Here is a 24,034-nt window from a genome sequence, read left to right on the forward strand (position 1 = left end):
TTTCAGTGTCTTTTTTTTGATTCTGTATTTTAATTTATTGGATAAGTTTTAAATTTAAAGTTGCCGATTGTAATCCGTTGGCTTTGGCTTCGAATTGTATTGTTCCTGAAGATTTTCCAGCTTGAAGAATTACCTGACATTTTCCGTTGAACGCACTTCTTTGCCAAGCACCGTCAGCGCATTGATCGGGTTCGTGTGAACTTGGATCGCCATTTCCTACGCCGATTATTTTCGCATCTCCTGAAAGGTAAAACTTCACCATGTTATCCGCTACAGGAACTTCTCTTCCTTTTTCGTCAGTAATAGAAATATTGATTACCGTAGCATCTTTTCCATCAGCAGTTAAAATCGTTTTATCTGGAGAAAGTACCACTTTATAAGGTGTTCCAGTGGTTTCTACTTTTGAAGTCAATTTTTTTCCTTTTTTGTATCCGATGGCTTCTAACGTTCCAACTTCATAATTGACATTCCATTGCAAATGACTGTTTCTTTCCATGGTTTTCTTTCCTAAACTTTTTCCATTTAAGAAAAGTTCTACTTCATCCGCATTAGAATTCACCCAAACATCAATAGGTTGTCCAACTTTTTCAGGCCAATTCCAATGTGGAGAAATATGTAAAATATCTTCATTCGTCCACCAACTTTTATAGTAGTAGTAAATGTTTTTCGGGAAACCGCAAACGTCTAAAATTCCGAAATGTGAGCTGATATTCGGCCATTTATATGGTGTGGGTTCTCCGCGATAATCGAAACCTGTCCAGACAAAACCGCCTAACCAAAATTTGTTTTCTGCGGCTAATTTCCACCAAGTTTCTGCTTTGCTCGCCCACCACGGATGTGTAATATCTTGGTCGGGAACATAGGCTCTAATGGCATCTTTTTCGTAAATACCACGTGTGGTAACGGTACTTCCCATTTCAGTTCCTAATAAAGGTTGATTCGGATGATCGCGATGGTAATCGGCTACCGCATATTCTCTGTAGTTGAAACCACGAATAGGAATGACTTCGTTCACACCTTTAAAATCGTTGGCCATATCTGCCGCATAGGTGCTGGTTCTTGTAGGATCTAAATCTTCTTGAATGGCTAAAAGTGTTTGTGCAATTCGTTTTCCATATTCGTTACCTTGAATATTTTGTTCTTCATTTCCAATCGACCATAAAAAAACGGAAGCATGATTTCTATCGCGTTTCAGCAATCTTTTAAATTGGTCGATGTATTCTGGACTACTATTTAACAAACGCTGTTCGTCTAAAACTAACATGCCTAAACTGTCACAAGCTTCTAAAAGCTCTGGTGTTGGTGCATTATGACTGGCTCTGTACGCATTCGAACCCATTTCTTTTAAGAGTTTGATACGGTAATATTGTAAGTAATCGGGTAAGGCGCTTCCAACTCCGGCGTGATCTTGATGGTTGTTGGTGCCCTGAATTTTAATCGACTTTCCGTTTAAGAAAAATCCTTCTTTGCCATCAAATTTTACCGTTTTAATTCCGAAACGGGTTTTGGTTTGATGTATAATTTGATTTCCAAATTTTACAACAGAGACAACTTTATATAAATAGGGGTTTTCCAACGACCAAAGTTGGGCGTTATTGATGTTTACTTTCTGTTTTACCGTGATATCTTTTCGAATACCTAAAGCTATTTTTTGCTCTGAAGTTGTAGCTAAAATTTTTCCATTTCTATCTGTAATGTAGGAAAGAACTGAGCAGTTAGCATTTTTTAAATTGTTATTTTGAACGGTAGTTTCAACGGTAACCGTTGCATTTTTTCCTTTTACTTCGGAATGTACGAAAATCCCATCGTTAGGAATGAAAATTTTATCCGTGATGTTCAACCAAGCGTGTCTGTAAATTCCGGCACCTTCATAAAACCAGCCTTCGTATTGTGTAGCATCTACTCGAATCACAATTACATTATCGCCATCAAAATTGATATAATCTGAAACATCATAAGCATTTCCCACATAACCGCTAAAATTGGTACCAACATAAAAACCATTTAACCAAATTTCAGCATTTCTGTAAATACCATCAAATTGTAATTCGAAACGTTTGTTGCTTTTAGATTTATCTACGTTAAAATGCTTGCGATACCAGCCAATACTCGTTTCTGGATAGGCACCACCTACAGGTTTGTAACCATGACTGTCCATTTCCACTTGTTCCGATTTCACAAAAGGAAGTTCCACCACCCAATCGTGTGGAATGTTGATTTTTTTCCAAGTCGTATCCACAAATTTCGGATTCACAACTGTTGTGGCAAATACATTCGACTTGTGTAATAAAGCGGTTTTACTGTAATCGAAATCTTTGTCGGGATTGGCAGCATGACCGAAATGAAATTTCCAATCTTCGTCTAAACTAATCTTTTCTTGACCTTTTACGGTTGAAAAATTTAAAAATAATGTAGAAATTAGTACTGTAACTTTACAGATTTTATTTGAAATTAGGTTTTTCATCATTTTAATTTTCTTTAAAAGCATCTAATGCTGGTGAAGGTTTTCCATCAGCTTGCCAAGCACTTAAACTATAGCCACTCCACGATTTTTCACCTTGTGGTTCCCAATACATTACGCCTAAACCTCTATTGTTAGGGACTTTTTTTACAGCTTCAATCGTAGCTTTTAGTAGTTCGTAGGTGTTTTGTACTTTATCATCTTCACCACCAACTTCCACAATCATTACATCTTTATTATAGCGTTTTACCATATCATTTAGGTTGAATTCCAAATCGGTAATCGTTTCAGAATAGTCTTTTTTAATCCAAAATGGATAATAAGACAATCCAATAATGTCGTATTTCACTTTTTGAGCCGTTGCATTATCAAAGAAATTTCTGAATTTGACGTTGTTATTTCCTTCATCCACATGCACAATCACTTTTATTTTTTTATCAACCGCTTTTGTGGCCTCGTAGCCTTTGTTTAAAAGTTGCCCCAGTTGTACCCAATTATCAGTACTGCCTTCAGGCCAAAGCATCCCGCCTGGAATTTCATTTCCAACCTGAACCCATTCCGGAGTTACACCAGCTGTTTTTAAGGCTGAAAGTACCTCAAAAGTATGGTTGTATACATCATTTAATAATTCTGGAAACGAATGGTTTTCCCAAGCTTTTGGTTTATACTGTTTTGCAGGATCCGCCCAAGAATCAGAATAATGGAAATTAATCATAATTCGCATGCCCATTTTTTGAGCACGTAAAGCCATGGCTACAGTTTCTTCTTTGCTGCAATGTCCGCTTGCCTTGTCGTTATTCGGATTCACCCAAACTCTTAATCGAATGGAATTCATGCCTCTGTCTTTTAACAATTGCAAGCATTCTTTTTCGGTGCCATCTTGGTCATAAAATTTATAACCTGTTGCTTCCATTTGTGGCAACCAACCCACATCCGCTCCTTTAACAAAACTATTTTTGGAAGATGTACATGAAGCTAATAAAACGGAAATGGCTAGTATTTTGAAAATTTTCTTCATTTTAATTTTGACTAAAAGCATCCATTACAGGAAGTGCATTATTGTTGAAATCCCATAAAGCTTGATTTTCCCATGAGGAACCATTGGAAGAGGTTGGGCCTCTAAAAGCGACCCATTCTGCTCCCCAATAACAAAACCCAATTCCTTGTGGTGCTTGTTTAACCAAATTTTTAATAGCTAAAAGAAAGTCTTTCTGACCTTGATTTGAAGCTGCATACGTTGGAATAATTTGATTGTTTAGTCCGATAATATTGTTGGTATAATCGTTATATCCCAAAGTAAACGGATAAGCTGTTTCTGCAATTAAGACTTTTTTGTTGTGTGTTTGTCCAAGTGAATTTATCGTTGCGCTTACGTCATTTAAATTTTTTCCATGCCAAATAGGATAGTACGATAAGCCAATGTAATCGTAATCAATGCTTGTCATTTTATTGAAAAACCAAGTAGCGTCTGTTCCAATTCCTGCATGATGGAGCATTATTTTGGTGGTAGAAGATGCGTTTCTTACAGCCGTACTTGCTGCAGCTAATAATTGGATGCATTGCGATTCATTATTGATTAAATGACCTTGTGGCCAAAGTAATCCGCTATTGATTTCATTTCCAATTTGAATAATTTCAGGTTGAATTTCTGTCATTAACAACGTTGTGTAGTTACTCACAGCCGTTTTTAAAGCTGTAAAAGATAAACTTGTCCAATCTGAAGGCGTGGTTTGATGCGCAGGATCTGCCCAAGTATCCGAATAATGAACCGTTAACCAAACTTTCATACCAGCTTGTTTTACTCGTTGTGCGAATGCTTTTACTTCGGCTAAACCAGAACTAGCTGTCGACGGATTTCTCCAAATTCTAATTCTAATTGTGTTGCAACCTGCGTTTTTTAGTGTGGTTAAGGCATTTTCTGCTACACCATTTTTCTTGTAAATCGTGCCTTCGCTTTCAATTAACGGTAAGTAAGACATATCTGCAGCACGAATGAAATTATCTGGTACTGGATTTGTTGGCGTTGGAGTAGGAGTTGCTTCAGGTTCATTGGATGAACATGAAAACAAAAATAATCCCGCTACTATCATGGCTAATCTGATAAGTGATTTCATAAGTTATATATTTTCAAATTTAAAACTAGTTTTTTGATTGTAGGTTTCGTTTTTTCTTAAAATTGCGTTGGGAAAATGACTGTGATTAGGCGCATCTGGGAAATTTTGCGTTTCGAAACAAATGCCACTTAATCGATGATAATTTGTTTTGTTTTTTCCTTGTATTAGATCAGAACAATTGCCACCCACATAAACATGTACAGAAGGTTGATTGGTAAATACCTGCATTTGTATCTTGTTTTTTGTACTTTTCAAAGTGGCTACTGCTTTGGAATGGTCTTGAATTACGAAAGAATTATCTATTTTTTCTGGACATTTTTTGAAAGTCGTAAAATCGAAAGGCAAATTAGCCACATTTAAAAAATAACCAGTTGGGACATTATTTCCATCTGTATCTAAGAGTTTGGTACTAACCACTTGTAACTCCTGATTTTGAATAGAACTTTCATGACCCTCTAAATTGAAATAACTGTGTTGAGTTAAATTGATAATTGTATCTTTTGTGGTTTTTGCGGAATAAGTGATTTCTAATTCATTTTCTTCAGTTAGCGTATAAGTTACTTGAACGGTTACTTCACCAGGAAAATTTTCTTCTAAATCTTTGGAAATATATTCTAATATAATGCTGTTTTCTGAAAGCGAAATCACTTTCCAAAAATTATTGCTAAAATTAGAAATGCCGCCGTGCAAGTGTTGTTCGCCAAGGTTTTTATGCAACTGATGCACTTCATTATTTAATTTGAAAGTTCCATTTTTAATTCTACCCGCATATCTTCCTACAACGGCACCCATGAAAGGAGCTCCTGGAATATTGAATGAATTCATATAATCTGAAACCGAATCAAATCCTAAAACTACATCTGCAAATTCATTGTTTTCTATTGGAATTTTTATGGCGTTGATAGTTGCGCCAAAATCAATTATATTGACTTCCATTTTATTTTTGTTTTGCAACGTATAAGCAAAAGACTCTCTACCTTCAGGAGTGAATCCGAATGAAGTAATTTTAGCGGTATCTTTTTGGATATTTGACAATTTTTATCGTAGATTTTTGATTATAATTCAAATTTATATTTTTTTCTGTACAAAATCATACCAGTACCCACCAGTTTGTTATATATTTACTACCAGTTTAAATTCAAAATTTTATGATTTCTATTGATAATCAGTCTTCTGTGCCGAAATATAAACAATTGATAACAGCTATTGAAAAAGCAATTGTTGAAAATAAATTGGTAAAAAACGAAAAATTGCCTTCCATCAATAGGATTTGCATGCGCCATCAGTTGTCGAGAGATACAGTAATGTTGGCGTATAATGAATTGAAGAAAAGAGGTGTTATATATGCTATTTTAGGTAAAGGTTATTTTGTAAAAAGTATTGCTTTTAATTATGAACAACGCATATTCTTGTTGTTTGATGAACTGAATTCATTTAAAGAAGATATTTTAAATTCGTTTTTAGAAACTATAAAAGATAAAGCACATGTTGATATTTTCTTTCATCATTTCAACAGAGAAATGTTTACAAAGTTAATAGATGACAGTTTGGGAAATTATTCTAAATACATAGTTATGCCTTCTAATTTAGAGAAAACTACGGAAACAATTTCTAAATTACCAACGCAAGAAACCTATATTTTAGATCAAACTCGAGAGGATTTAAAAAAATATCCTGCTGTCTATCAGAATTTTATTAAAGACATGTTTTCGGCATTAGAAAAAGGTTTAGATCGGTTAAAAAAGTACCAAAAACTGTTTTTAATTTTCCCAGGAAAAAAAGAACCCATTGGAATGGTAATCGGATTTGAAAATTTTTGTAAAACGTATCATTTCGAATTTGAAATAAATTCCGAATTTGATACGAATACTTTTCAAAAAGGGAATGTTTATGTTTTGCCAAATGATAGAGATTTAGTTCAGATTATTGAAAGTGCTTCTGATTTTCAGTTTCATATTGGAAAAGACATTGGGCTAATTTCTTATAATGATACCCCATTAAAAAAAGTTGTCGCCAACGGAATTACAACCATTTCTACTGATTTTAGTGAAATGGGACAACTTTTGGCACAGATGATTTTGACAAATTCTAAAGAAAACATCGAAAATAAAAGTCAATTAATTTTGAGAAATTCTTTGTAAAGAGTTTCTTTGTGAATCAATGAACTTTATGCCTGAAAGAGAATATACTTTTGCTGAATTTTTTGCTATGTTTATTTTGGTTTTTCCAATAGTCATAGCTTATTGTTATTTTATTTTTTATGTTGTTGAAATCATTTATCAACGAAATTTTAAAAAACCATTAGTTGTTTTCAATCATTTTTTCAATAAAAAATTATCGGAATCTGATAAAAGTATTTTACGTGAAAACAATCATTTTTATCAAAAGTTAAAACCAAAATATAAAAGTTATTTTGAACATCGTGTAGCTGTTTTTATAGGGAAAACAGAATTTTCTACTCGTGATATTCCTTTAAGTTCGGAAATAAAATTATCGATTGCAGCGGTTTATATTCAGTTGACTTTTGGAATGAAAAACTATTTAAATACACTCATTCAACGAATTATTATTTATCCTGATATTTATTTATCAACACACACAAATGAATATTATAAAGGAGAATTTAATCCGAAAATGAAAACAATTGTTTTTTCTTGGTCTGATTTTAAAAGTGGAATCGACATTAAAAATGACAATTTAAATTTAGGATTACATGAATTTACCCATGCTTTGCATTTTCAAACTTTAAAGAGCAATAAATCTGCTCATGTATTATTTAGAGAATCTTTACAAAATTTATTTTCTTCATTTTCTAATGTAGACTTAAGGAATGAGGTGTTAAATTCTGGTTACTTAAGAACCTATGCTTTTGAAAATCAATATGAATTCGTTGCGGTTTTATTGGAACATTTTTTCGAATCTCCTGAAGAATTAAAACAAAAATTTCCTTCAATTTATAAAAAAGTGAAGGAAATGTTGAATTATAATGAAGCGATTTTTATTGCGTAATCTTTTTTAAATCTGAAATAGTTGCAGTTGGGTTTTCTGCTCCAAAAACATAGCTTCCTGCAACTAATACATCGGCGCCAGCATCTGCTAACTGTTTGGCATTTTTATTGGTAACACCGCCATCAATTTCAATCAAAGTGTTTGATTTGCATCTTTGGATCATTTCTTTCAATTGAAAAACTTTGTCGTACGTTTTTTCAATAAAACTTTGTCCACCAAAACCTGGATTCACACTCATGATACAAACTAAGTCGATATCTTGAATGATGTCTTCTAAAACTCTAACATTGGTATGTGGATTGATTGCTACACCTGCTTTCATGCCTTCAGCTTTGATCGCTTGTAATGTTCTGTGTAAATGGTTGCAAGCTTCATAATGCACGGTTAAAATATTTGCCCCTAATTGTGCGAAAGTTGAAATGTATCTGTCAGGATCCACAATCATTAAATGTACGTCGATTGTTTTAGTGGCATGTTTTGATATAGCTTGTAAAACAGGCATTCCAAATGAAATATTAGGAACAAAAACGCCATCCATAATATCAATATGAAACCAATCGGCTTCACTGTTGTTAATCATTTCGATGTCGCGTTGTAAGTTGGCAAAATCAGCAGCTAAAACTGATGGAGCAATAAGTGTGTTTTTAGTCATGTTGTTATATTGTAGTTATGTTGTTGGGCAAAGGTAAAATTTAACCGCAAAGTTCGCAAGGTTTTTCGCAAAGTTCGCAAAGTAATTTATTGTAATAAACTCCCCTTTTGGGTTGGGGGCTTAAAAACAAAACTCCGGTAATCAGCCGGAGTTTCAATCATCAATCAAAAAACGAACCGATTGCTCGGTTGTTCATCGTAAAATTCCAAATTCCAAATTCCAATATTGACGGATAAAGTCTAAATTGAGATTTGGAATTTTTTTATTGGAATTTAAAACTTATCCTAAGTAAGTTTTTAATATTTTACTTCTAGAAGTGTGTTTCAATCTTCTAATGGCTTTTTCTTTAATTTGACGCACACGCTCACGAGTTAAATCGAAAGTTTCTCCAATTTCTTCTAATGTCATTGGGTGTTGGTCGCTTAATCCGAAGTATAAACGCACTACATCTGCTTCTCTTGGAGTTAATGTTTCTAACGCTCTTTCAATTTCTGTTTGTAGTGATTCGTGGATTAATTCTCTGTCTGGATTTGGAGATTCACCTGAACGCAATACATCGTATAAGTTAGAATCTTCACCTTCTACTAAAGGCGCATCCATTGATAAGTGACGACCAGAGTTTTTCATAGACTCTTTTACATCATTTACCGTCATGTCTAGTTCTTTGGCAATTTCCTCAGCACTTGGTGGACGTTCGTTAGATTGCTCTAATAAAGCGTACATCTTGTTGATTTTATTGATAGAGCCAATTTTGTTTAAAGGTAAACGTACAATACGAGATTGTTCCGCTAATGCTTGAAGAATCGATTGACGAATCCACCAAACCGCGTAAGAAATGAATTTGAAACCACGTGTTTCATCAAAACGTTGTGCCGCTTTAATCAAACCTAAATTTCCTTCATTAATTAAATCGGGTAAAGTTAAACCTTGGTTTTGATATTGTTTCGCTACCGAAACTACGAAACGTAAATTCGCTTTGGTTAATTTTTCTAAGGCACGTTGGTCTCCGGCTTTAATTCGTTGTGCTAATTCAACTTCTTCATCGGCAGTAATTAAATCTACTTTACCAATTTCTTGTAAATATTTGTCTAGGGATGCAGTTTCACGGTTAGTAACCTGCTTGGTGATTTTAAGTTGTCTCATGGGGTTTTCTCCTGACTTTAAAAGTTCTATTAGTTATACGTAACATGTTTCAAAAAAGTTACAAAACTTTCAAAAAAAATCTATGATGTTCTTACATAGCAGGTGTTGTTCTATTTTAAGATTGCAAAAAAAAAGAATATTTATATGTTTTTAATTACAATTTATTACCAATAAAACCTTAGTTCATACATTAAAAAACCCATTTCGTCACAATATTTAAATTTCGTTTTTCAATTCCTATTAATTTCACATCAGAATTAATTACTACAATTCTTTATTCAAATTAAGGCGGAACCGAAAAGCCAATAGAGTAGGAAAAAAAACTAAAAACTAAAAATTATGTCAACACAATCTAATTTAGCAGGTGCTTATTTAGCAAAAGGAACAATCGGAAATGTAGGAATGCCTGGTGCGCAAATTGTACATTTTTCATTAGTTGTAGTGCCTTCTCAAAACTCAGTGAATGGAGCAGTACAAATTACACAAGCTACTCAGAATGGTAATTATCAAGGACAAGTTTCTGGTAAAATTTTCGCAACTGGTTTTGGTACAACTACCCAAGTTGTCTCGTTAAGAGGAAATGTTCATTCAGATAGAGTTACTCCAATTGAAATTCCATTTGAGGCACATTTAGCACTTGACGGGTCATGGAATGGAACTGGAGGATTTGCTTACGCGAATACACATGTTGAAAATGTTCCAGTAGTAGCAGAAAAGTAAAATAGTTCATCCAAAAGTTAATTATAAAGGTCAATATCTAATTGCTTTTGGTTATGAAAAGCTAGTTAAAGGGGTTGTTTTTTCAGACACCTCTTTAATAGTTCTACTGATATCTTGATAATTTAATATTTGAAATATGAAAAAAAGTATTTTTAGTAAAATGTTTTCTGTAACAATTATAGGAGCACTAATGGTTTCTTGTGTTGTTGAAAACGGAAAACTACCTCAAAATGTTAAACCCTTATGTGATTTGTCAGATAAGGATTTTGCTACTTGGTTTAAAACTGGTGAGGTAACAGAAAACGGAGAAGTGACTCCAGCAAATAGTGTCGATTTTAAGCATGAAAACAATTGTGATTTTTACAAATGGTCGGAGCGCATGTTTCTTTGGATGACTTCTAAAAGTAATATTGGTGACGATGTGGTGTTTGAATCTCCAGAATTCTATACGGTTTCTCCGAAAACAGATGGACACCGAGATTTAATTCAGAATAAACCAGGACAACTATTAAGAGCTATGGCTAATGTAGACAAAACTGGAAAAATTGTAAGTGAAGAAGGTCAAGCCACAGATGATGTGTTGATGGATGCTAATGGAAATTTAGTGTATTACATTTCAATGGTAAATGATGTGTATGCTGAATTTTTAAATGCCGTAAATCAAAAGAAAATGTCTGGAAATAAATTTCCTACTACAAAAGCTGAAAAAGATAGCATTTTTACTTTTGCTCAACAAAACGGTGTGGTTTTAAAAAATCCAAATGCATTAGCAATTGAAATTAAAACGTCTTGGGTAGATGCTACTTCTTTAAAAAATGTGAACGAATTTGTAACTATTGATGCAACAGTTCCCGTTTACAAGAAAAAAAGCAACAAATTATGGGTCATAAATGGCGAACGTAAAATAAAATTAGCATTAGTTGGGATGCATATTGTTGGAAGTACAAGCGGCCATCCAGAAATGATTTGGGCCACATTTGAGCACCAACGTAATGCTCCAAATCAAGCGTATCAATTTGTAAACAAAGATGGAATTACAGAAACCGTTTTAGCTGATGGAGAAAAAGACTGGTTGTTAAATAATGAACCAAGAGGCATAAATAATCAATCGCACATGACTTTTTCAGGAGATTCCATTGTGGCTAAAGAGTTGTGTGAAATTTCTCCGAGTAATACACTAAGAACTAAACCTTGGGGAAGTGCTGTAGATGTAACACCAAATGCAGAAGATGCTTCTCCAGCTGCTGCTAACAGTGAAATTATTGCCATAAACAATGCTGTAATTTCTAAGTTAAAAGGAAAAGATGTGCGTAAAAATTATATTTTTATAGGAGCTACATGGACGGCGAATGGAGCCGGACCAAACGGATACAGTTATAATTCTACTGTAGATTCTTTAAAAGTTGCGGGTGTTGCCATTGGAACCAGTCAATTGGCGAATTCTACCATGGAAACGTATGCGCAGAATGGTGACCAATACAATACATATGGAACCTGTTTTTCTTGTCATTCTAATAATAAAGGACTGAAACCGGGCGATTTAAGTCATGTGTTTAATGCTTTGTTAAGAGGATTGCCTGCTCCAAATTCAGCTATGGCAATTGTTGAGGATCGGAATAAAAATTAGTAAAATAGTATTTAGAAAACCACTCAAAACTTTTACAAAATTGAAGAAATGAATGAGTCCGATGTATTTTCGGACTCATTTTATTTCTATTAAAAGTTCTAAAAATCACACCAAAAAATCAGTATCTAATCGTTGTCTGAATCGGTCAATTGGTTTTAAATCGACATCAATTTCATCGTTTGAAATGTCAAATGGATCATCTAAACCTCGAATTAATAAATACAAATAGCAAAACAAAAAGGTAATTGCAGCTGTTACAAAATAATCAGCTGGGTTCGATTTAAATTTGGTAATTAACAAAAGCGACATTACAATAAACAAAATGCTTTTTAATAAAATATAGGCAGGTTTGATAAAGTTATTTCTGGAAATAGAGTAGGCGCGAGTGAGTTGTTTTCGCATCGCATTCGTATTTTCTTGAATACCTTTTATAGCTTCTTTATCCACACCACGTTCTGCAAAGTAATAGGCAATTTCGTTAGAATTTCGAATTAAAGGAAAAATAACGTTTGAATCTTTTTCTTTAGAATAAATCCATGCGATAATTCCGTCCGTAATTTCAAGTAATTCATTTCTTAATTTGGGCTGGTTTAATGCTTCTTTACATAAATCGGTTGTACCGGTTCTTGGTGCTCTTAGGGCTAAGTAAATCCAATCTTTTATGGCTTCTAAATTGGAAGCTACTTCACCAGGAATACGTTCGCTTTCTTTAAAATCAGACATCGTTGCGGCTAATAACAATCCGAAAACAAAAAACGCACCTGTAAAAATGATAGTAATATCAGACAATTCAATCAAATCGTGAAAATCTTGACCGTATAACGACAAGTGTTTGAAAATGAAATTCTTGATGCTTAAAATAAGTAAGGCGGCAAGAATAGATTTTATAATTATAGTACGATTGGTGATGAATTTCATTTGGTTGGTTTTTTGACAAATTTAGAAAAAAATTGAAGTTATTTTATGAATTGTGAATCCGACAAATTTTTAAAAATATTTTTTGTTTCAGATTCTGAGATTTTTTAATTGAGATTAAAAAAAAATCACATGTTTTGAATGGGTTGGGTTTATGAATAAACCTGACAGGTTTGCCACGAATTCTCGAATTTTAAAAACTAACATTAAATTTAGCTCCTTAAAATTATCCCGATATATCGGGACGAATGAATTCGAATAGTAAATCTGTTTCATTCGATAATTCGTGGCAAAAATATTTATATACCTGTCAGGTTTGAAAATTGGTTTTTAATCCTCACGACTACCATCTTCTGCCATTCGTACCATTTTTGGAGTAAACTTTGCTACAACATCTACTAAATCTTGTTGTGCGGCCATCACTTGATGGATGTCTTTGTACGCCATTGGAGCTTCGTCTAAACCTGCACCAATTAACGTCACGCCGTGGTCATTTAATAGCGTTTGCATGTCGGTTTTTGTAATGGATTTAATAGCTTGCGTTCGGCTCATTTGTCGCCCTGCACCGTGTGATGCCGAGTTAATGGCGTTGGCTTCGCCTTTTCCTCTCACTAAAAATCCGGGTGCGGTCATACTTCCTGGTATAATTCCCATCACGCCTTTTCCTGCTGGTGTCGCACCTTTTCTATGCACAATTACTTCTTCGTTATTATGCATTTCTTTCCAAGCAAAATTATGATGGTTTTCCACTTTCGCTAAAACCGTAGCGCCTAATGCTTTTTCCATTTTGGTATGAATAATTTCATGACAAGCCGAAGCATAATCACCCGACAAGTTCATGGCTAGCCAATATTCTTGACCCAATTGCGAGTTCATATCTAAATACGCTAAGTTTTTTGCTACTTCAGGTAATTTACAAGTGTCTTTTGCCAACTTGGTATAATGTCCAGCAATTGTAGCGCCCATTCCTCTGGAACCCGAGTGTGTCAAAAGTGCCACATATTTTCCTTTTGGAATGGTTAAAATGGTATCGTCTTGTTCAAATTCCATAATTCCGAATTCCACAAAGTGATTTCCACCACCTGACGAACCCAATTGCGACCAAGCTTTGTCTTTTAAATTTTTCACAAACGCATTTTCGTTAAACACGTTGCTTTCTAAAACGGGGTGATCACTTTTTTGTTGTCCTGTAAATCCATGTCCCGCTCCAAATTTCGAATGCGCAAGTAATTCTCTTTTAAATTTGTCTTCGTTTTCGTAATAGAAGAATTCAGGAATATCGTACACCGATAAGGCCATTCTGCAACCAATATCCACTCCAACTCCATAAGGAATTACGGCATTTTTTGTGGCTAAAACTCCACCAATCGGCAAACCATAACCTTGATGTGCATCGGGCATTAAGGCGCCAGCAACCGTAACCGGCAATTGCATGGCTACTTCCATCTGCTTTCTAGCACCTTCCTCAATGTGTTCCAATCCATACGCAGAAAACGCATTTGGATTTTCGTTTAATTGAATAAAATCATCTGGTTTTTCATTGGCTTTTTCAATAATAGCACGGGCTAGTTTACCGAATATTGTATCGTCAATATACTTTTCTGGATGTGCTAAAACCGCTGCATAATGCATAAACATTTCCTCTCTGTTGTATCCGTTTCTTTTTTTGTTAATTCGTAAGGCTATGCCAACTAAAGTTCCTTCTGGATAACCAAGTTCTTTTAAGTCGTTTCCGTTTATGGGTGTTTTCATAATTTTTTTCTTTCGTGAACCTGATGCCTTTCCGCTGAAGCCATCAGGTTGGTTTTTATTTCTTTACAAAGATTTCAAAACTAGTGCGCAATTATTTTGCGTAGTAAAAAAGAAATTTTACATTTGATGAAAATAGGTTAAGATTTCTAAATTATATTTCCTGAAGACTCTTAAAATATGGCACAAACCAAAAACGCTCTTATCCGATATAAAACCATTGATAAATGTCTGCAAAACAACTACCGTCAATGGACGTTAGAAGATTTGATTGAAGCTGTTAGCGAAGCTTTATTTGAATACGAAGGCAAAGAAAATTCGGTTAGTAAACGCACGTTGCAATTGGATATACAAATGATGCGTAGTGAAAAGTTAGGTTATAATGCGCCAATTGTAGTGTACGATAAAAAATTTTACAAATACGAAGACGAAGACTTTACCATCACAGATATTCCTTTAACAGAAACGGATATTAATGTATTAACAGAAACGGTTTCGATGTTGAAACAGTTTAAAGATTTTTCGCTGTTTAATGATGTGTCCGATATTTTACAACGTTTAGAAGATAAAATCTATGCCGAGAAATCGCACACACAACCTGTAATTCATTTGGATAAAAATGAAAAATTAAAAGGGTTGCATTTTTTAGATGAAATTTATCAGGCGATTGTGAAAAAAGTGGTATTGAAAATAACTTATAAATCCTTTAAGTCTAAGGAAGAAAATACGTTTCAGTTTTATCCTTTTATTCTGAAAGAGTTTAATAACCGATGGTTTTTAGTAGGAAAAAAAAGATCGCAAGCACCCGTTTCTAATTTAGCTTTAGATAGAATTATTAGTATCGATTACGATTTTCAAACACCTTACATTGAAGAAGAATTTGATTCTGAAAAATTTTATAAAAATGTAGTAGGCGTTACCGTAAATACTAGAATGCAACCCAGAAAAATTGAACTGTGGATTGATAAAATCAACGCGCCATATGTCATTACAAAACCGTTACACAGTTCGCAGCGACTAATTGAAACCTATGTAGATGGCAGTATAAAAATTCATTTGTTTCTGATAGAAAATTATGAGTTAGAAAGATTATTGCTAGGTTTTGGTGATGGTTTAGAAGTGCTTCAGCCAACCCGATTGAGAAATCGAATGAAAGCTATTTTACAGAAGAGTTTGGAGAAATATAATAAAGAAATATAATTGAATGATATGAACTCATTTAAAATTTTATTACAAACCTTACAACAAATTACCACTTTAGAACAAGAAGAGGAAGTATTGTTTCAAAAGGCTTTTAAATCCTATTCATTACAAAAAAACGAATATTTTTTGCAAGCTACGGAAGTTAACACCAAGCTTGGATTTTTGTGTAAAGGTTTGGTGCGTTATTTTGTGTTTAAAAACGAAGAAGAAGCAACTTTAGAATTCACCAAAGAAGGAGAGTTCGTAGCAGATTATGGAAGTTTTATTTCGAAACAACCTTCCATACAAAATATTCAAGCATTAGAAGATTGTGAATTTTTAGTAATTGATTATGACGAGTTACAAAAGCTATATAAGATTTCTAAAAACTCCAATTTATTGGAAAGAATAATAATTGAACATCGTTTTATCATCATGGTGAATCAACTTTTAACCGTGCATCAATTCAGTCCAGAAGATAGATATCGTTACTTTTTAGAAAAATATAAAGATTTAGTGCAACGCATACCTCAATATTTAATTGCTTCTTATGTAGGTGTAAAACCGCAATCGTTAAGTCGAATTAGAAAACGAATCGTTTAGTCATTTGTTAACTTAGGTGCATCAATTTTAATTTCGCTTACTAGTACTTTTGATTTAGTATTAATTGTAACACTAAATTGAAATGACACTTACTATTATTTTTATCGTTTTTGGATTTTGTTTTTTGCTAGAACGTTTAATTCCAGGTTGGAAATTACCTGAAGTCCCAACTTGGACTATTAGAGTTTTAGCCGTAAATTTTATTCAACTTGGAGTGGTAACACTTGCTGGCTTTACATGGGAAATTTGGCTTTCTCAGTATTCTTTATTTAATGTGTCAGAGCATGTGAATCCGTTTTTTGGAGGATTAATTGCGTATTTTATTGCCACATTTATTTTTTATTGGTGGCACAGATGGCGTCATCAATTCGATTTTCTTTGGACGCGTTTTCATCAAATTCACCATAGTGCACAACGTTTGGAAGTCATTACTTCGTTTTACAAACATCCGTTAGAAATGACTGTGAATTCTATAATTGGTAGTCTTTTAGTGTTTTCAACTTTAGGATTAAGTATGGAAGCAGGCGCTGTGTATACTTTGTTTACAGCTTTAGGAGAATTTTTCTATCACACCAATGTGAAAACACCACGATGGATTGGCTATATTTTTCAACGACCAGAAATGCACAGAATTCATCACGAATACGACAAACATACCAATAATTATGGAGATATCGTATGGTGGGATATGTTGTTCGGAACCTACGAGAATCCAAAAGAATTTAATTCTACTTGTGGTTTCGATCCGGAAAAAGAAGAACGCCTATTAGATATGATTCAGTTTAAAGATGTACATAAAGAATAATTTACTCCACCACATAATTCTCAATTTTCGTTTTGTAAAAATCAATTTTCTGACGCATTTTATTGAAAAATATTTTTTGATCTTTTTTGCCTGATTGGTTTAACGATTTGGAATTGGAAAGCTGATTGGCAATGTATTCTTTTTGTTCTGAACAGGCTTTTTTGTCGGAAGTTACATAATAGCCTAAGGCATTATAAGGTAAAAAGAACTTTAGTTTTTGTTCTGAAGTAAATAAAACCGAATTGTTTAAAATCAGTAATTCGTTATGATATAACTGAAAATCGGGTGTGTTGGTTTGGCATTTCAATTCTAAATCGGCTACGATATTTGTTAAATCTTCTAATAATAATTTGGCGTTTGAATAGTGTAATAAGCCCGATTCAAAGAAATAATAAATTTGTTGTAACGAACTGTTTATAGTGGTGTCGTTCCAAATTTCTACACGTTTAGAATGTTCGAAAAATTGTTTTAATGCGGAAGTTTCGTTCAGAATGCTAGTATCAAAAATAAAATCTTCAAAGGCCGTAGCTTTCTTATTCGTTAATAATTGAAACCAAATGAAAAACTTAAATTTAGAAAACAGAGTGCCCGCTACAGCGTAATTCATCGGAATGTCTTTTGCCGAATAATATAAGGTAGTTGTGGCGGGATGGAAATCGGATAAAAATTCTTTCGATTTTTCGAAATAGGCTTTAAAATCGGCTTGTGTTTTAATGTTTTTTGTTTTTTCTACAATCAAACTTTCTTTTTGTTGAAACAATTGATCCATGGAAATGCCATATTCTTGGCACAATGTTACGGTTTCTTCAATGGAAAATTTACTTTTCATCGAAATTCTTCGGTGTGCTGCGTCATAACTGATTTGTAAAACTGTAGAAATGGCTTCGTTTATGGAGGTTTCATTTCCAATAATTTGTCTGATTTCTTTTAAAAGAATTTCTTGAGGGTTCATATTTGTGATTTTCGCAAATTCAAAGATACATATTATTATTTACTGCAAATTATTTTGTGATTAGTATAATACTTTTGAACTGTAATTAAAATTTAGATTAAGATTTGTAATTCATCAATTTTAGCTACGAATTCACTAATTGATGGTTGTAAATATTCGATTTAATTCGAATTTTCATCTAAGATGAACAAATTTTATCTGAAATTTTAAAAATTTAATTTGTGAATTCGTGGCAAGTTGAAACAAAAAAATTCACATCGAAGACAATTTTAAAACAAATAAAATTATGGAAAAATTAAAACTTAAAATCGCAAAAATTACCGATAGTTTAGAAAAAGTTACGGCTAAAGATTTGGTTCACTATTCGGAAGTGATTAATAGAATTCAAATGAAAAATAGTCTTCATTTTGTTTCGTTTGTAAATTCTTCTGTATGAAAAAAATAGCTATAATGTTGTTGTTCTGTTTATTTTCATGCAAATCTTATCAAGTAATTAAAGACAAAGATTTGGTAATGATTTCAGCCAAACCTTTAGGGAAGTTTCAGTCTTTATCCAATCAAAAGAAGAAAACAGACTATCAAATTTCTATTCAAGAATTATTTGAGATTAGAAATTTAGATGAAGTAGTAAAGCTTACTATTTCTAAAAATGAGGAAATAGAAATTCATTACAAAAATGTGTTAGGCGGTAATGAGATGGCTGCTTTTAAGGGAAAGTTTAAGAAAAATTATTTTGAAGTGTATTTGCGTAAAAAGCGCATTTTTTTTCCACCCATTTATTGTAAAACTAACATCAACAGATTGCGAATTGGCTTGTCGAAAAACCAAGAATTAGTGATTAACAGACATTATAATTATTCTGGAATGGTTTTACTTTTTGCCGCAGGAAATTCGGATCATAAACAATATGTTTTTAAAAATAAATAAATATGCGACTTTTAAAATTAAATAAAATAGTAGTTTTTTTGGTTTTGATAACCACAATATCCTGTAGTGTTCAGAATCAAACGAGCACAGATTATTATAAGTCTTTAGGACCCAATTTAAATGTGAGGTTTTATGATAAGTTGGATACCCTTAGAAATCAATATGATGCTAGTATTTCAACCAGAAGTTTTGTTAAATTATTTACAGATAAAAATGATGTGGATTATACAAAACCTATGGCTATAAAAATGACTGAAAATAAAATGTATTTGCATTTCAGTGATGCGCAAAAGAAAGAATTTGTATTGCAATTTTATGGTAAACTACATAAACAGAAGTTTGTTTTTTATACCAATTATAAAACCATAAATTTTCCAGTTTTGTTACTGAGTAAGCAAATGGAACGATTTAAAATTCAACTTTCAGAAAACAATGAATTGTTAATTGAAAAATATAACGTGAATGAAGGAATGATGTTGTGTTTTGGAGCGGGTAATTCTTATGAAAATTTATATCGATTTAAAATTCTTTAAGATGAGAAAAGTATTATTTTTTGTTTTGTTTGCTATAAAATTACAAGCGCAAGACACAATTGTTTTTCCTAAAATTGATGTTTTTAAAAGAAATATTGTTGAGGTGAGTTACGGAATTCCTTTAGGTGATTTAGCTAATAAATATGAAAGCACTATAAATTCCGGAATATATTTTAGAACAAAAATTGGTAAAAAACAGTTTATAGATTTCGGATTGGAAGTAAGTGGAGTGGTGCAAGGGAATGCGATTAATTATACATTTAATGGAGAAAATGTAATTTTAGATGGAAGTAAATCTGCTTTTTTATTAGGGTTACGATATACCCGATTTTTATATCAATCTAAGAATGAAGTTTTCCATATTGAATCTAATTCAGGTTTAGGTTGGAGGTATTTGCATTACAGTAAACCAGAAGACGAAAAGTATAAAGAAATAGATTTATCACCCACACTTAATACTGTGGCTATTTCTCAAGGATTAAAAATTATGTACGGTGGTTTTGGTGTGTTTTGCAATTATCAGTATGCACCATATGATTTGTTTAATTCAAAAATTGAAGACCATTTTGGCGGAGAATCTATTAATTTCGGAATTTCAGGAAGTTGGAATTTTTAATTTTAAGTAATTATACAAAAAAAACCCGATAAATTATTTTATCGGGTTTTTTATATATGAATTTGAAAAGATTAGGCTTTTGGAGCGTCGTCTTTTTTCTCTTCTCTTGGAGGTCTTGGTAAAAGAGCTTTTCTAGATACTTTCTCTTTTTTAGTTTTAGGATCAACACCTAAGTATTTCACCATAAATACATCACCCATGTTTACTACATCAGTCACATTTTCAGTTCTTTCCCAAGCTAATTCAGATACGTGTAATAAAACTTCGTTTCCAGGAGCTGCTGTATATTCCACAACCGCACCGAAATCTAACATTTTAATAACTTTCACTTCGTAAGCTTCACCCATCGCTGGTTTGAAGATAATAGAGTCAATTTTAGCTAATACTGTAGCGATTCCGTCTGGGTCAGTTCCTAAGATTTCAACTACTCCTTGTTCGTCCACTTCGTTGATTACAATTGTTGTTCCAGTAGCTTTTTGTAATTCTTGAATTACTTTTCCACCAGGTCCAATTAATGCACCAATAAAGTTTCCAGGAATCGTTCTGGTAATAATTTTTGGAGCATGTTTCTTAACATCAGCTCTTGGTGTAGCTATTGTTTCAGTTAATTTTCCTAAAATATGTAAACGTCCTTCACGAGCTTGATCTAAAGCTTGCTCCATAATGTCGTAACGCAAACCATCAATTTTAATATCCATTTGACAGGCAGTAATACCGTCAGCAGTACCAGTTACTTTGAAGTCCATATCTCCTAAGTGATCTTCATCACCTAAAATATCAGATAATACTGCGAATTTTTCACCGTCAGTAATTAATCCCATTGCAATACCAGAAACTGGTTTTACCATTTGAACTCCAGCATCCATTAACGCCATCGTACCAGCACAAACTGTAGCCATTGAAGAAGAACCGTTAGATTCTAATACTTCAGACACAACACGAATGGTGTAAGGACAATCTGCAGGAATCATGTTTTTTAACGCTCTTTGCGCTAAGTTTCCGTGACCTACTTCTCTTCTTGAAGTTCCTCTTAAAGGTTTTGCTTCACCTGTTGAGAAAGGTGGGAAATTATAATGTAAATAGAATTTTTCTTCACCTTGTTCAGATGGAGAATCTATTTGATTTGCTTCTCTTGAAGTTCCTAAAGTTACTGTAGCTAAAGCTTGTGTTTCTCCACGTGTAAATAAAGAAGAACCATGAACTCTTGGTAAATAATCAATTTCACACCAAATTGGTCTGATATCAGTTGTTTTTCTACCATCTAAACGAACACCTAATTCTAATACTACATTACGAACGGCTTCTTTGTTTGTTTTGTAGAAATATTTAGACACTAAATCTCCGTCTTCTGCTAATTCTTCCTCTGTAAATAAAGCTTTTACTTCTTCTTTTACTTCAGCGAATGCTGCACTTCTTTCATGCTTAGCAGAACCCACTTTAGCGATATTGTAAATTTTATCGTAAGCTGCAGCTTTTACTTTTTTGTAAATTTCTTCGTTTTCTTTCTCACCTTCGTAAGTACGAATTTCTTTTTTACCAAAAGCAGCTTGTAAACGCAATTGCGCTTGAATTTGAACTTTGATAGCTTCATGAGCAAATTTGATAGCTTCTACCATTTCTGCTTCTGAAATTTCTTTCATTTCTCCTTCAACCATCGCAACAGAATCCATTGAAGCTCCAATCATCATGTCGATATCAGATTTTGCTAAGTCTTCTCTACTTGGGTTGATCACAAATTTCCCGTCGATACGCGCCACACGTACTTCAGAAATTAAGTTGTGAAAAGGAATGTCTGAAACCGCTAATGCTGCTGAAGCGGCTAAACCTGCTAATGAATCAGGCATTACTTCTTCGTCGTGCGACATTAATTGAATCATAACTTGTACTTCCGCGTGGTAATCATCTGGGAAAAGTGGGCGTAAAACACGGTCAACTAATCTCATTGTTAATACTTCGCTATCACTTGGACGTGCTTCTCTTTTGAAGAAACCACCTGGAAAACGACCTGCGGCTGCAAATTTTTCGCGATAATCTACTGTTAAAGGTAAAAAATCTACACTTGGATTGATGTTACGAGAGGCTACCGCTGTGGCAAGGATCATCGTATCACCCATTCTTACTACTACAGAACCGTCAGCTTGTTTGGCTAGACGACCTGTCTCGATTGTGATGCTTCTGCCATCACCTAAATCGATTTTTTCTACAAATAATTGTGGAATCATAAATTTAATTCTCAAAGGTTATACAAAGGGTTAGTTGTGTTGTTGTTGTGTAGTTGTTGTAGTTGTGTCTAACCCAATGAAAAACCAAACTTTTTGTGCTTTTTTTGTAAACAAAAAGGGGCACAAAGCCCCTTTAGTATATTATTTTCTAATTCCTAATTCTTTAATAATCTCACGGTATCTTAAGATATCTTTCTTTTTTAAGTAATCAAGTAAAGCTCTTCTTTTACCTACTAAAAGTACTAATGATCTTTCAGTATTATAATCGTGACGATTTTTTTTCAAGTGCTCCGTTAAGTGTGAAATTCTGAATGTGAATAACGCAATTTGTCCTTCTGCTGAACCTGTGTTTTCTGCTTTTCCTCCGTGTTTAGCGAAGATTTCTGCTTTTGTTTCTTTAGTCAAATACATGCTAATATTATTTAAATGATTATTATGTAGATTGAGTTTGTCTCAATACGGGTGCAAATGTACAATTAATTTCTGAAGTTACAAGTTTCTACTGTTTTTTTATTTTAACCACAAGTTTCGGTACTCCATTTTTTTGTCGTAATCATTAGCTTGTTTTTCTATGTTAAACCATCTGTGATCTCTTGGGTCATTACCAACTCCAGCTAAATAAGCCCAATTGCCCCAATTGCTACATACATCATAATCAATTAATTGTTCTTCGAAATAAGCAGCTCCTACACGCCAATCCATATTCAATTCATTGCAAAAATAACTGGCTACATTTTGTCGGCCTCGATTACTCATAAATCCGGTATTTTTTAATTCAATCATATTAGCATTGATGAAATCGGATTGTGTTGCTCCGTTACTCCATTGTGATAGCAATTTTTCGTTCAATGATTTGGAATTGACTTTTTCAGATTGAATACCTGAATACAAGAAAAATTTAGTTTGGTGTTTTTTAAACATAAAACGGAAAAAATCTCTCCAAAGCAATTCGAAAACTAACCAATAAGTAGAATCATTCGCGCCAAATTCTTTTTCATATTTTTTAACTTCAGTATGAATGTAACGTGGCGAGATGCAACCCATGGCTAACCAAGCAGAAAATTTAGACGAATAATCTGCACCCACCATTCCGTTTCTGGTTTCTTTGTATTTGGATAAGCATTTTGTTTCGTAAAAATAATGGTTCAATCTTTTAATAGCTTCAGATTCTCCGCCTTTAAATTGAATAGCGGCACGTTTATCGATGGTTACTTTTTTTAAGCCTAAAGCATCTAATGAAGGAAGTTGCAACGCTGGAATTTCCGGAGAATGGATTTCGGTTGGTTTTTCGAACGATTTTCTTATGATTGCGTCTTTTTCCGTTTTCTTTCTGAAATTGGTAAACACATCTGGAATGTTTTTAATTGAAAACGGTAAATCCTCAGCATGATATAACGTACTTGTACTGCAAGTTTCTAGTTCGCATCGCAATTTGAATAATTCATCTTGCACCATTTTCTCAGTTCGTTTTTCTTCAAAGGCGACTTCGCGTTTTGCATATACTTTTTGAATTTTGTATTCTTGAACGATTTTAGGAAGCTCCACTTCTGGTTTACCTTTAACAATCAGTAATCCAGAACCTAATTTTCTTAAATTCGCATCTAAATCTTGTAACGATTCCAGTAAAAATTGTGCTCTATAACCACCTGTTTTTTTAAAACCATAAGGGGTAGTTTCAAAATGAGAATCGTCAAAACAATACACCGGTACAATTTCTTTGCTGTTTGCAATGGCTTTCACTAAGCTTTCATTGTCTTCTAATCGTAAATCGGTTTTAAACCAAACTAATGCTGTTTTTATCATG

23 protein-coding genes are annotated in these 24,034 nt (G+C 33.3%); 11 read left to right on the top strand and 12 right to left on the bottom strand.

What is annotated here, in order from left to right:
* Positions 1-34 precede the first annotated feature (34 nt).
* The 4 genes from galA to G4D72_RS06950 are packed head-to-tail and all read right to left on the bottom strand — an operon-like array spanning position 35 to position 5,610.
* Positions 35-2,467 (bottom strand): beta-galactosidase GalA, encoded by a 2,433-nt coding sequence (gene galA, locus G4D72_RS06935; RefSeq protein ID WP_235922468.1) that lies wholly within the window; start codon positions 2,465-2,467, stop codon positions 35-37.
* Position 2,468: 1 nt separating this feature from the next.
* Positions 2,469-3,479, bottom strand: a complete 1,011-nt coding sequence (locus tag G4D72_RS06940; protein WP_166076926.1) for a glycoside hydrolase family 53 protein — start codon at positions 3,477-3,479, stop codon at positions 2,469-2,471.
* A gap of 1 nt (position 3,480) precedes the next feature.
* Positions 3,481-4,575: a glycoside hydrolase family 53 protein gene (locus G4D72_RS06945; RefSeq protein ID WP_166076927.1), complete on the bottom strand. Its 1,095-nt coding sequence runs from the start codon at positions 4,573-4,575 to the stop codon at positions 3,481-3,483.
* A 3-nt stretch (positions 4,576-4,578) separates the two neighbouring features.
* A complete protein-coding gene (locus tag G4D72_RS06950) occupies positions 4,579-5,610 on the bottom strand; it encodes an aldose epimerase family protein (protein WP_166076928.1) in 1,032 nt (343 codons plus the stop codon).
* A 113-nt stretch (positions 5,611-5,723) separates the two neighbouring features.
* On the opposite strand from G4D72_RS06950, the gene G4D72_RS06955 reads away from it, so the two are divergent.
* Positions 5,724-6,716, top strand: coding sequence for a GntR family transcriptional regulator (locus tag G4D72_RS06955; RefSeq protein ID WP_166076929.1), 993 nt, complete (start codon positions 5,724-5,726; stop codon positions 6,714-6,716).
* A 19-nt stretch (positions 6,717-6,735) separates the two neighbouring features.
* The gene (locus G4D72_RS06960; protein WP_166076930.1) at positions 6,736-7,584 is read left to right on the top strand and encodes a zinc-dependent peptidase; all 849 of its coding nucleotides are present in this window, start codon (positions 6,736-6,738) and stop codon (positions 7,582-7,584) included.
* Here G4D72_RS06960 and rpe read toward each other — a convergent pair.
* Positions 7,574-8,236: a ribulose-phosphate 3-epimerase gene (gene rpe, locus G4D72_RS06965; RefSeq protein WP_166076931.1), complete on the bottom strand. Its 663-nt coding sequence runs from the start codon at positions 8,234-8,236 to the stop codon at positions 7,574-7,576. The two genes, G4D72_RS06960 and rpe, sit on opposite strands and share 11 nt — an antisense overlap.
* A 279-nt stretch (positions 8,237-8,515) precedes the next feature.
* Positions 8,516-9,379: a sigma-70 family RNA polymerase sigma factor gene (locus tag G4D72_RS06970; RefSeq protein WP_026718320.1), complete on the bottom strand. Its 864-nt coding sequence runs from the start codon at positions 9,377-9,379 to the stop codon at positions 8,516-8,518.
* A gap of 339 nt (positions 9,380-9,718) precedes the next feature.
* Between G4D72_RS06970 and G4D72_RS06975 the strand changes: the two genes are divergently transcribed.
* Positions 9,719-10,099 carry a DUF1842 domain-containing protein gene (locus G4D72_RS06975; RefSeq protein ID WP_166076932.1) on the top strand — a complete coding sequence of 127 codons (381 nt, stop codon included), beginning with the start codon at positions 9,719-9,721 and terminating at the stop codon, positions 10,097-10,099.
* Between the two features lie 136 nt (positions 10,100-10,235).
* Positions 10,236-11,726, top strand: coding sequence for a hypothetical protein (locus tag G4D72_RS06980; protein ID WP_166076933.1), 1,491 nt, complete (start codon positions 10,236-10,238; stop codon positions 11,724-11,726).
* A gap of 105 nt (positions 11,727-11,831) precedes the next feature.
* Here G4D72_RS06980 and G4D72_RS06985 read toward each other — a convergent pair whose 3' ends face one another.
* Together G4D72_RS06985 and G4D72_RS06990 are read right to left on the bottom strand one after the other, a co-directional pair.
* Positions 11,832-12,644 (bottom strand): hypothetical protein, encoded by an 813-nt coding sequence (locus G4D72_RS06985; RefSeq protein ID WP_166076934.1) that lies wholly within the window; start codon positions 12,642-12,644, stop codon positions 11,832-11,834.
* 327 nt (positions 12,645-12,971) lie between these two features.
* Positions 12,972-14,393: an RtcB family protein gene (locus G4D72_RS06990; RefSeq protein WP_166076935.1), complete on the bottom strand. Its 1,422-nt coding sequence runs from the start codon at positions 14,391-14,393 to the stop codon at positions 12,972-12,974.
* Positions 14,394-14,570: 177 nt separating this feature from the next.
* Here G4D72_RS06990 and G4D72_RS06995 point away from each other — a divergent pair, with 177 nt between their 5' ends.
* The 3 genes from G4D72_RS06995 to G4D72_RS07005 all read left to right on the top strand — a co-directional run bounded on the left by G4D72_RS06995 (position 14,571) and on the right by G4D72_RS07005 (position 16,980).
* On the top strand, positions 14,571-15,590 hold the full coding sequence (locus G4D72_RS06995; protein ID WP_166076936.1) for a helix-turn-helix transcriptional regulator: 1,020 nt from the start codon (positions 14,571-14,573) through the stop codon (positions 15,588-15,590).
* A gap of 9 nt (positions 15,591-15,599) precedes the next feature.
* On the top strand, positions 15,600-16,175 hold the full coding sequence (locus G4D72_RS07000) for a Crp/Fnr family transcriptional regulator (RefSeq protein ID WP_166076938.1): 576 nt from the start codon (positions 15,600-15,602) through the stop codon (positions 16,173-16,175).
* 82 nt (positions 16,176-16,257) lie between these two features.
* Positions 16,258-16,980, top strand: a complete 723-nt coding sequence (locus G4D72_RS07005) for a sterol desaturase family protein (protein ID WP_166076939.1) — start codon at positions 16,258-16,260, stop codon at positions 16,978-16,980.
* Position 16,981: 1 nt separating this feature from the next.
* Here G4D72_RS07005 and G4D72_RS07010 read toward each other — a convergent pair whose 3' ends face one another.
* Positions 16,982-17,932 (bottom strand): hypothetical protein, encoded by a 951-nt coding sequence (locus G4D72_RS07010; protein ID WP_207784878.1) that lies wholly within the window; start codon positions 17,930-17,932, stop codon positions 16,982-16,984.
* 286 nt (positions 17,933-18,218) lie between these two features.
* Here G4D72_RS07010 and G4D72_RS07015 point away from each other — a divergent pair, with 286 nt between their 5' ends.
* From G4D72_RS07015 to G4D72_RS07030, 4 genes are read left to right on the top strand one after another with little or no spacing between them, the layout of a single operon-like run.
* Entirely contained in the window at positions 18,219-18,368 is a 150-nt protein-coding gene (locus G4D72_RS07015) for a hypothetical protein (RefSeq protein WP_166076940.1), read from the top strand.
* Positions 18,365-18,859, top strand: a complete 495-nt coding sequence (locus G4D72_RS07020; RefSeq protein WP_166076941.1) for a hypothetical protein — start codon at positions 18,365-18,367, stop codon at positions 18,857-18,859. The genes G4D72_RS07015 and G4D72_RS07020 overlap by 4 nt, the downstream gene beginning before the upstream one ends.
* 2 nt (positions 18,860-18,861) lie before the next feature.
* Positions 18,862-19,392: a hypothetical protein gene (locus G4D72_RS07025; protein ID WP_166076942.1), complete on the top strand. Its 531-nt coding sequence runs from the start codon at positions 18,862-18,864 to the stop codon at positions 19,390-19,392.
* A gap of 1 nt (position 19,393) precedes the next feature.
* Positions 19,394-20,008, top strand: a complete 615-nt coding sequence (locus tag G4D72_RS07030) for a hypothetical protein (RefSeq protein ID WP_166076943.1) — start codon at positions 19,394-19,396, stop codon at positions 20,006-20,008.
* Between the two features lie 71 nt (positions 20,009-20,079).
* Here G4D72_RS07030 and G4D72_RS07035 read toward each other — a convergent pair whose 3' ends face one another.
* The 3 genes from G4D72_RS07035 to G4D72_RS07045 form a co-directional block, all read right to left on the bottom strand.
* The gene (locus tag G4D72_RS07035) at positions 20,080-22,230 is read right to left on the bottom strand and encodes a polyribonucleotide nucleotidyltransferase (RefSeq protein ID WP_166076944.1); all 2,151 of its coding nucleotides are present in this window, start codon (positions 22,228-22,230) and stop codon (positions 20,080-20,082) included.
* A gap of 141 nt (positions 22,231-22,371) precedes the next feature.
* Positions 22,372-22,641 carry a 30S ribosomal protein S15 gene (gene rpsO, locus G4D72_RS07040; protein WP_166076945.1) on the bottom strand — a complete coding sequence of 90 codons (270 nt, stop codon included), beginning with the start codon at positions 22,639-22,641 and terminating at the stop codon, positions 22,372-22,374.
* A 99-nt stretch (positions 22,642-22,740) separates the two neighbouring features.
* Complete coding sequence (locus G4D72_RS07045) at positions 22,741-24,033, bottom strand: DASH family cryptochrome (protein ID WP_207784879.1); 1,293 nt, start codon at positions 24,031-24,033, stop codon at positions 22,741-22,743.
* Position 24,034 lies beyond the last annotated feature (1 nt).

The organism is Flavobacterium difficile, from assembly GCF_011392115.1.
In the GTDB taxonomy this organism is placed as follows: Bacteria; Bacteroidota; Bacteroidia; order Flavobacteriales; family Flavobacteriaceae; genus Flavobacterium; species Flavobacterium difficile.

Coding starts and splice junctions, on each gene's coding strand:
- G4D72_RS06960 (WP_166076930.1), top strand. CDS start 6,736: ATGAACTTTATGCCTGAAAGAGAATATACTTTTGCTGAATTTTTTGCT.
- G4D72_RS06980 (WP_166076933.1), top strand. CDS start 10,236: ATGAAAAAAAGTATTTTTAGTAAAATGTTTTCTGTAACAATTATAGGA.
- G4D72_RS07005 (WP_166076939.1), top strand. CDS start 16,258: ATGACACTTACTATTATTTTTATCGTTTTTGGATTTTGTTTTTTGCTA.
- G4D72_RS06995 (WP_166076936.1), top strand. CDS start 14,571: ATGGCACAAACCAAAAACGCTCTTATCCGATATAAAACCATTGATAAA.
- G4D72_RS07010 (WP_207784878.1), bottom strand. CDS start 17,932: ATGAACCCTCAAGAAATTCTTTTAAAAGAAATCAGACAAATTATTGGA.
- G4D72_RS06975 (WP_166076932.1), top strand. CDS start 9,719: ATGTCAACACAATCTAATTTAGCAGGTGCTTATTTAGCAAAAGGAACA.
- G4D72_RS06940 (WP_166076926.1), bottom strand. CDS start 3,479: ATGAAGAAAATTTTCAAAATACTAGCCATTTCCGTTTTATTAGCTTCA.
- G4D72_RS07035 (WP_166076944.1), bottom strand. CDS start 22,230: ATGATTCCACAATTATTTGTAGAAAAAATCGATTTAGGTGATGGCAGA.
- galA (WP_235922468.1), bottom strand. CDS start 2,467: ATGATGAAAAACCTAATTTCAAATAAAATCTGTAAAGTTACAGTACTA.
- G4D72_RS06985 (WP_166076934.1), bottom strand. CDS start 12,644: ATGAAATTCATCACCAATCGTACTATAATTATAAAATCTATTCTTGCC.
- G4D72_RS06955 (WP_166076929.1), top strand. CDS start 5,724: ATGATTTCTATTGATAATCAGTCTTCTGTGCCGAAATATAAACAATTG.
- G4D72_RS07000 (WP_166076938.1), top strand. CDS start 15,600: ATGAACTCATTTAAAATTTTATTACAAACCTTACAACAAATTACCACT.
- rpe (WP_166076931.1), bottom strand. CDS start 8,236: ATGACTAAAAACACACTTATTGCTCCATCAGTTTTAGCTGCTGATTTT.
- G4D72_RS06970 (WP_026718320.1), bottom strand. CDS start 9,379: ATGAGACAACTTAAAATCACCAAGCAGGTTACTAACCGTGAAACTGCA.
- G4D72_RS07045 (WP_207784879.1), bottom strand. CDS start 24,033: ATGATAAAAACAGCATTAGTTTGGTTTAAAACCGATTTACGATTAGAA.
- G4D72_RS07030 (WP_166076943.1), top strand. CDS start 19,394: ATGAGAAAAGTATTATTTTTTGTTTTGTTTGCTATAAAATTACAAGCG.
- G4D72_RS06990 (WP_166076935.1), bottom strand. CDS start 14,393: ATGAAAACACCCATAAACGGAAACGACTTAAAAGAACTTGGTTATCCA.
- G4D72_RS07015 (WP_166076940.1), top strand. CDS start 18,219: ATGGAAAAATTAAAACTTAAAATCGCAAAAATTACCGATAGTTTAGAA.
- G4D72_RS06945 (WP_166076927.1), bottom strand. CDS start 4,575: ATGAAATCACTTATCAGATTAGCCATGATAGTAGCGGGATTATTTTTG.
- G4D72_RS07025 (WP_166076942.1), top strand. CDS start 18,862: ATGCGACTTTTAAAATTAAATAAAATAGTAGTTTTTTTGGTTTTGATA.
- G4D72_RS07020 (WP_166076941.1), top strand. CDS start 18,365: ATGAAAAAAATAGCTATAATGTTGTTGTTCTGTTTATTTTCATGCAAA.
- rpsO (WP_166076945.1), bottom strand. CDS start 22,641: ATGTATTTGACTAAAGAAACAAAAGCAGAAATCTTCGCTAAACACGGA.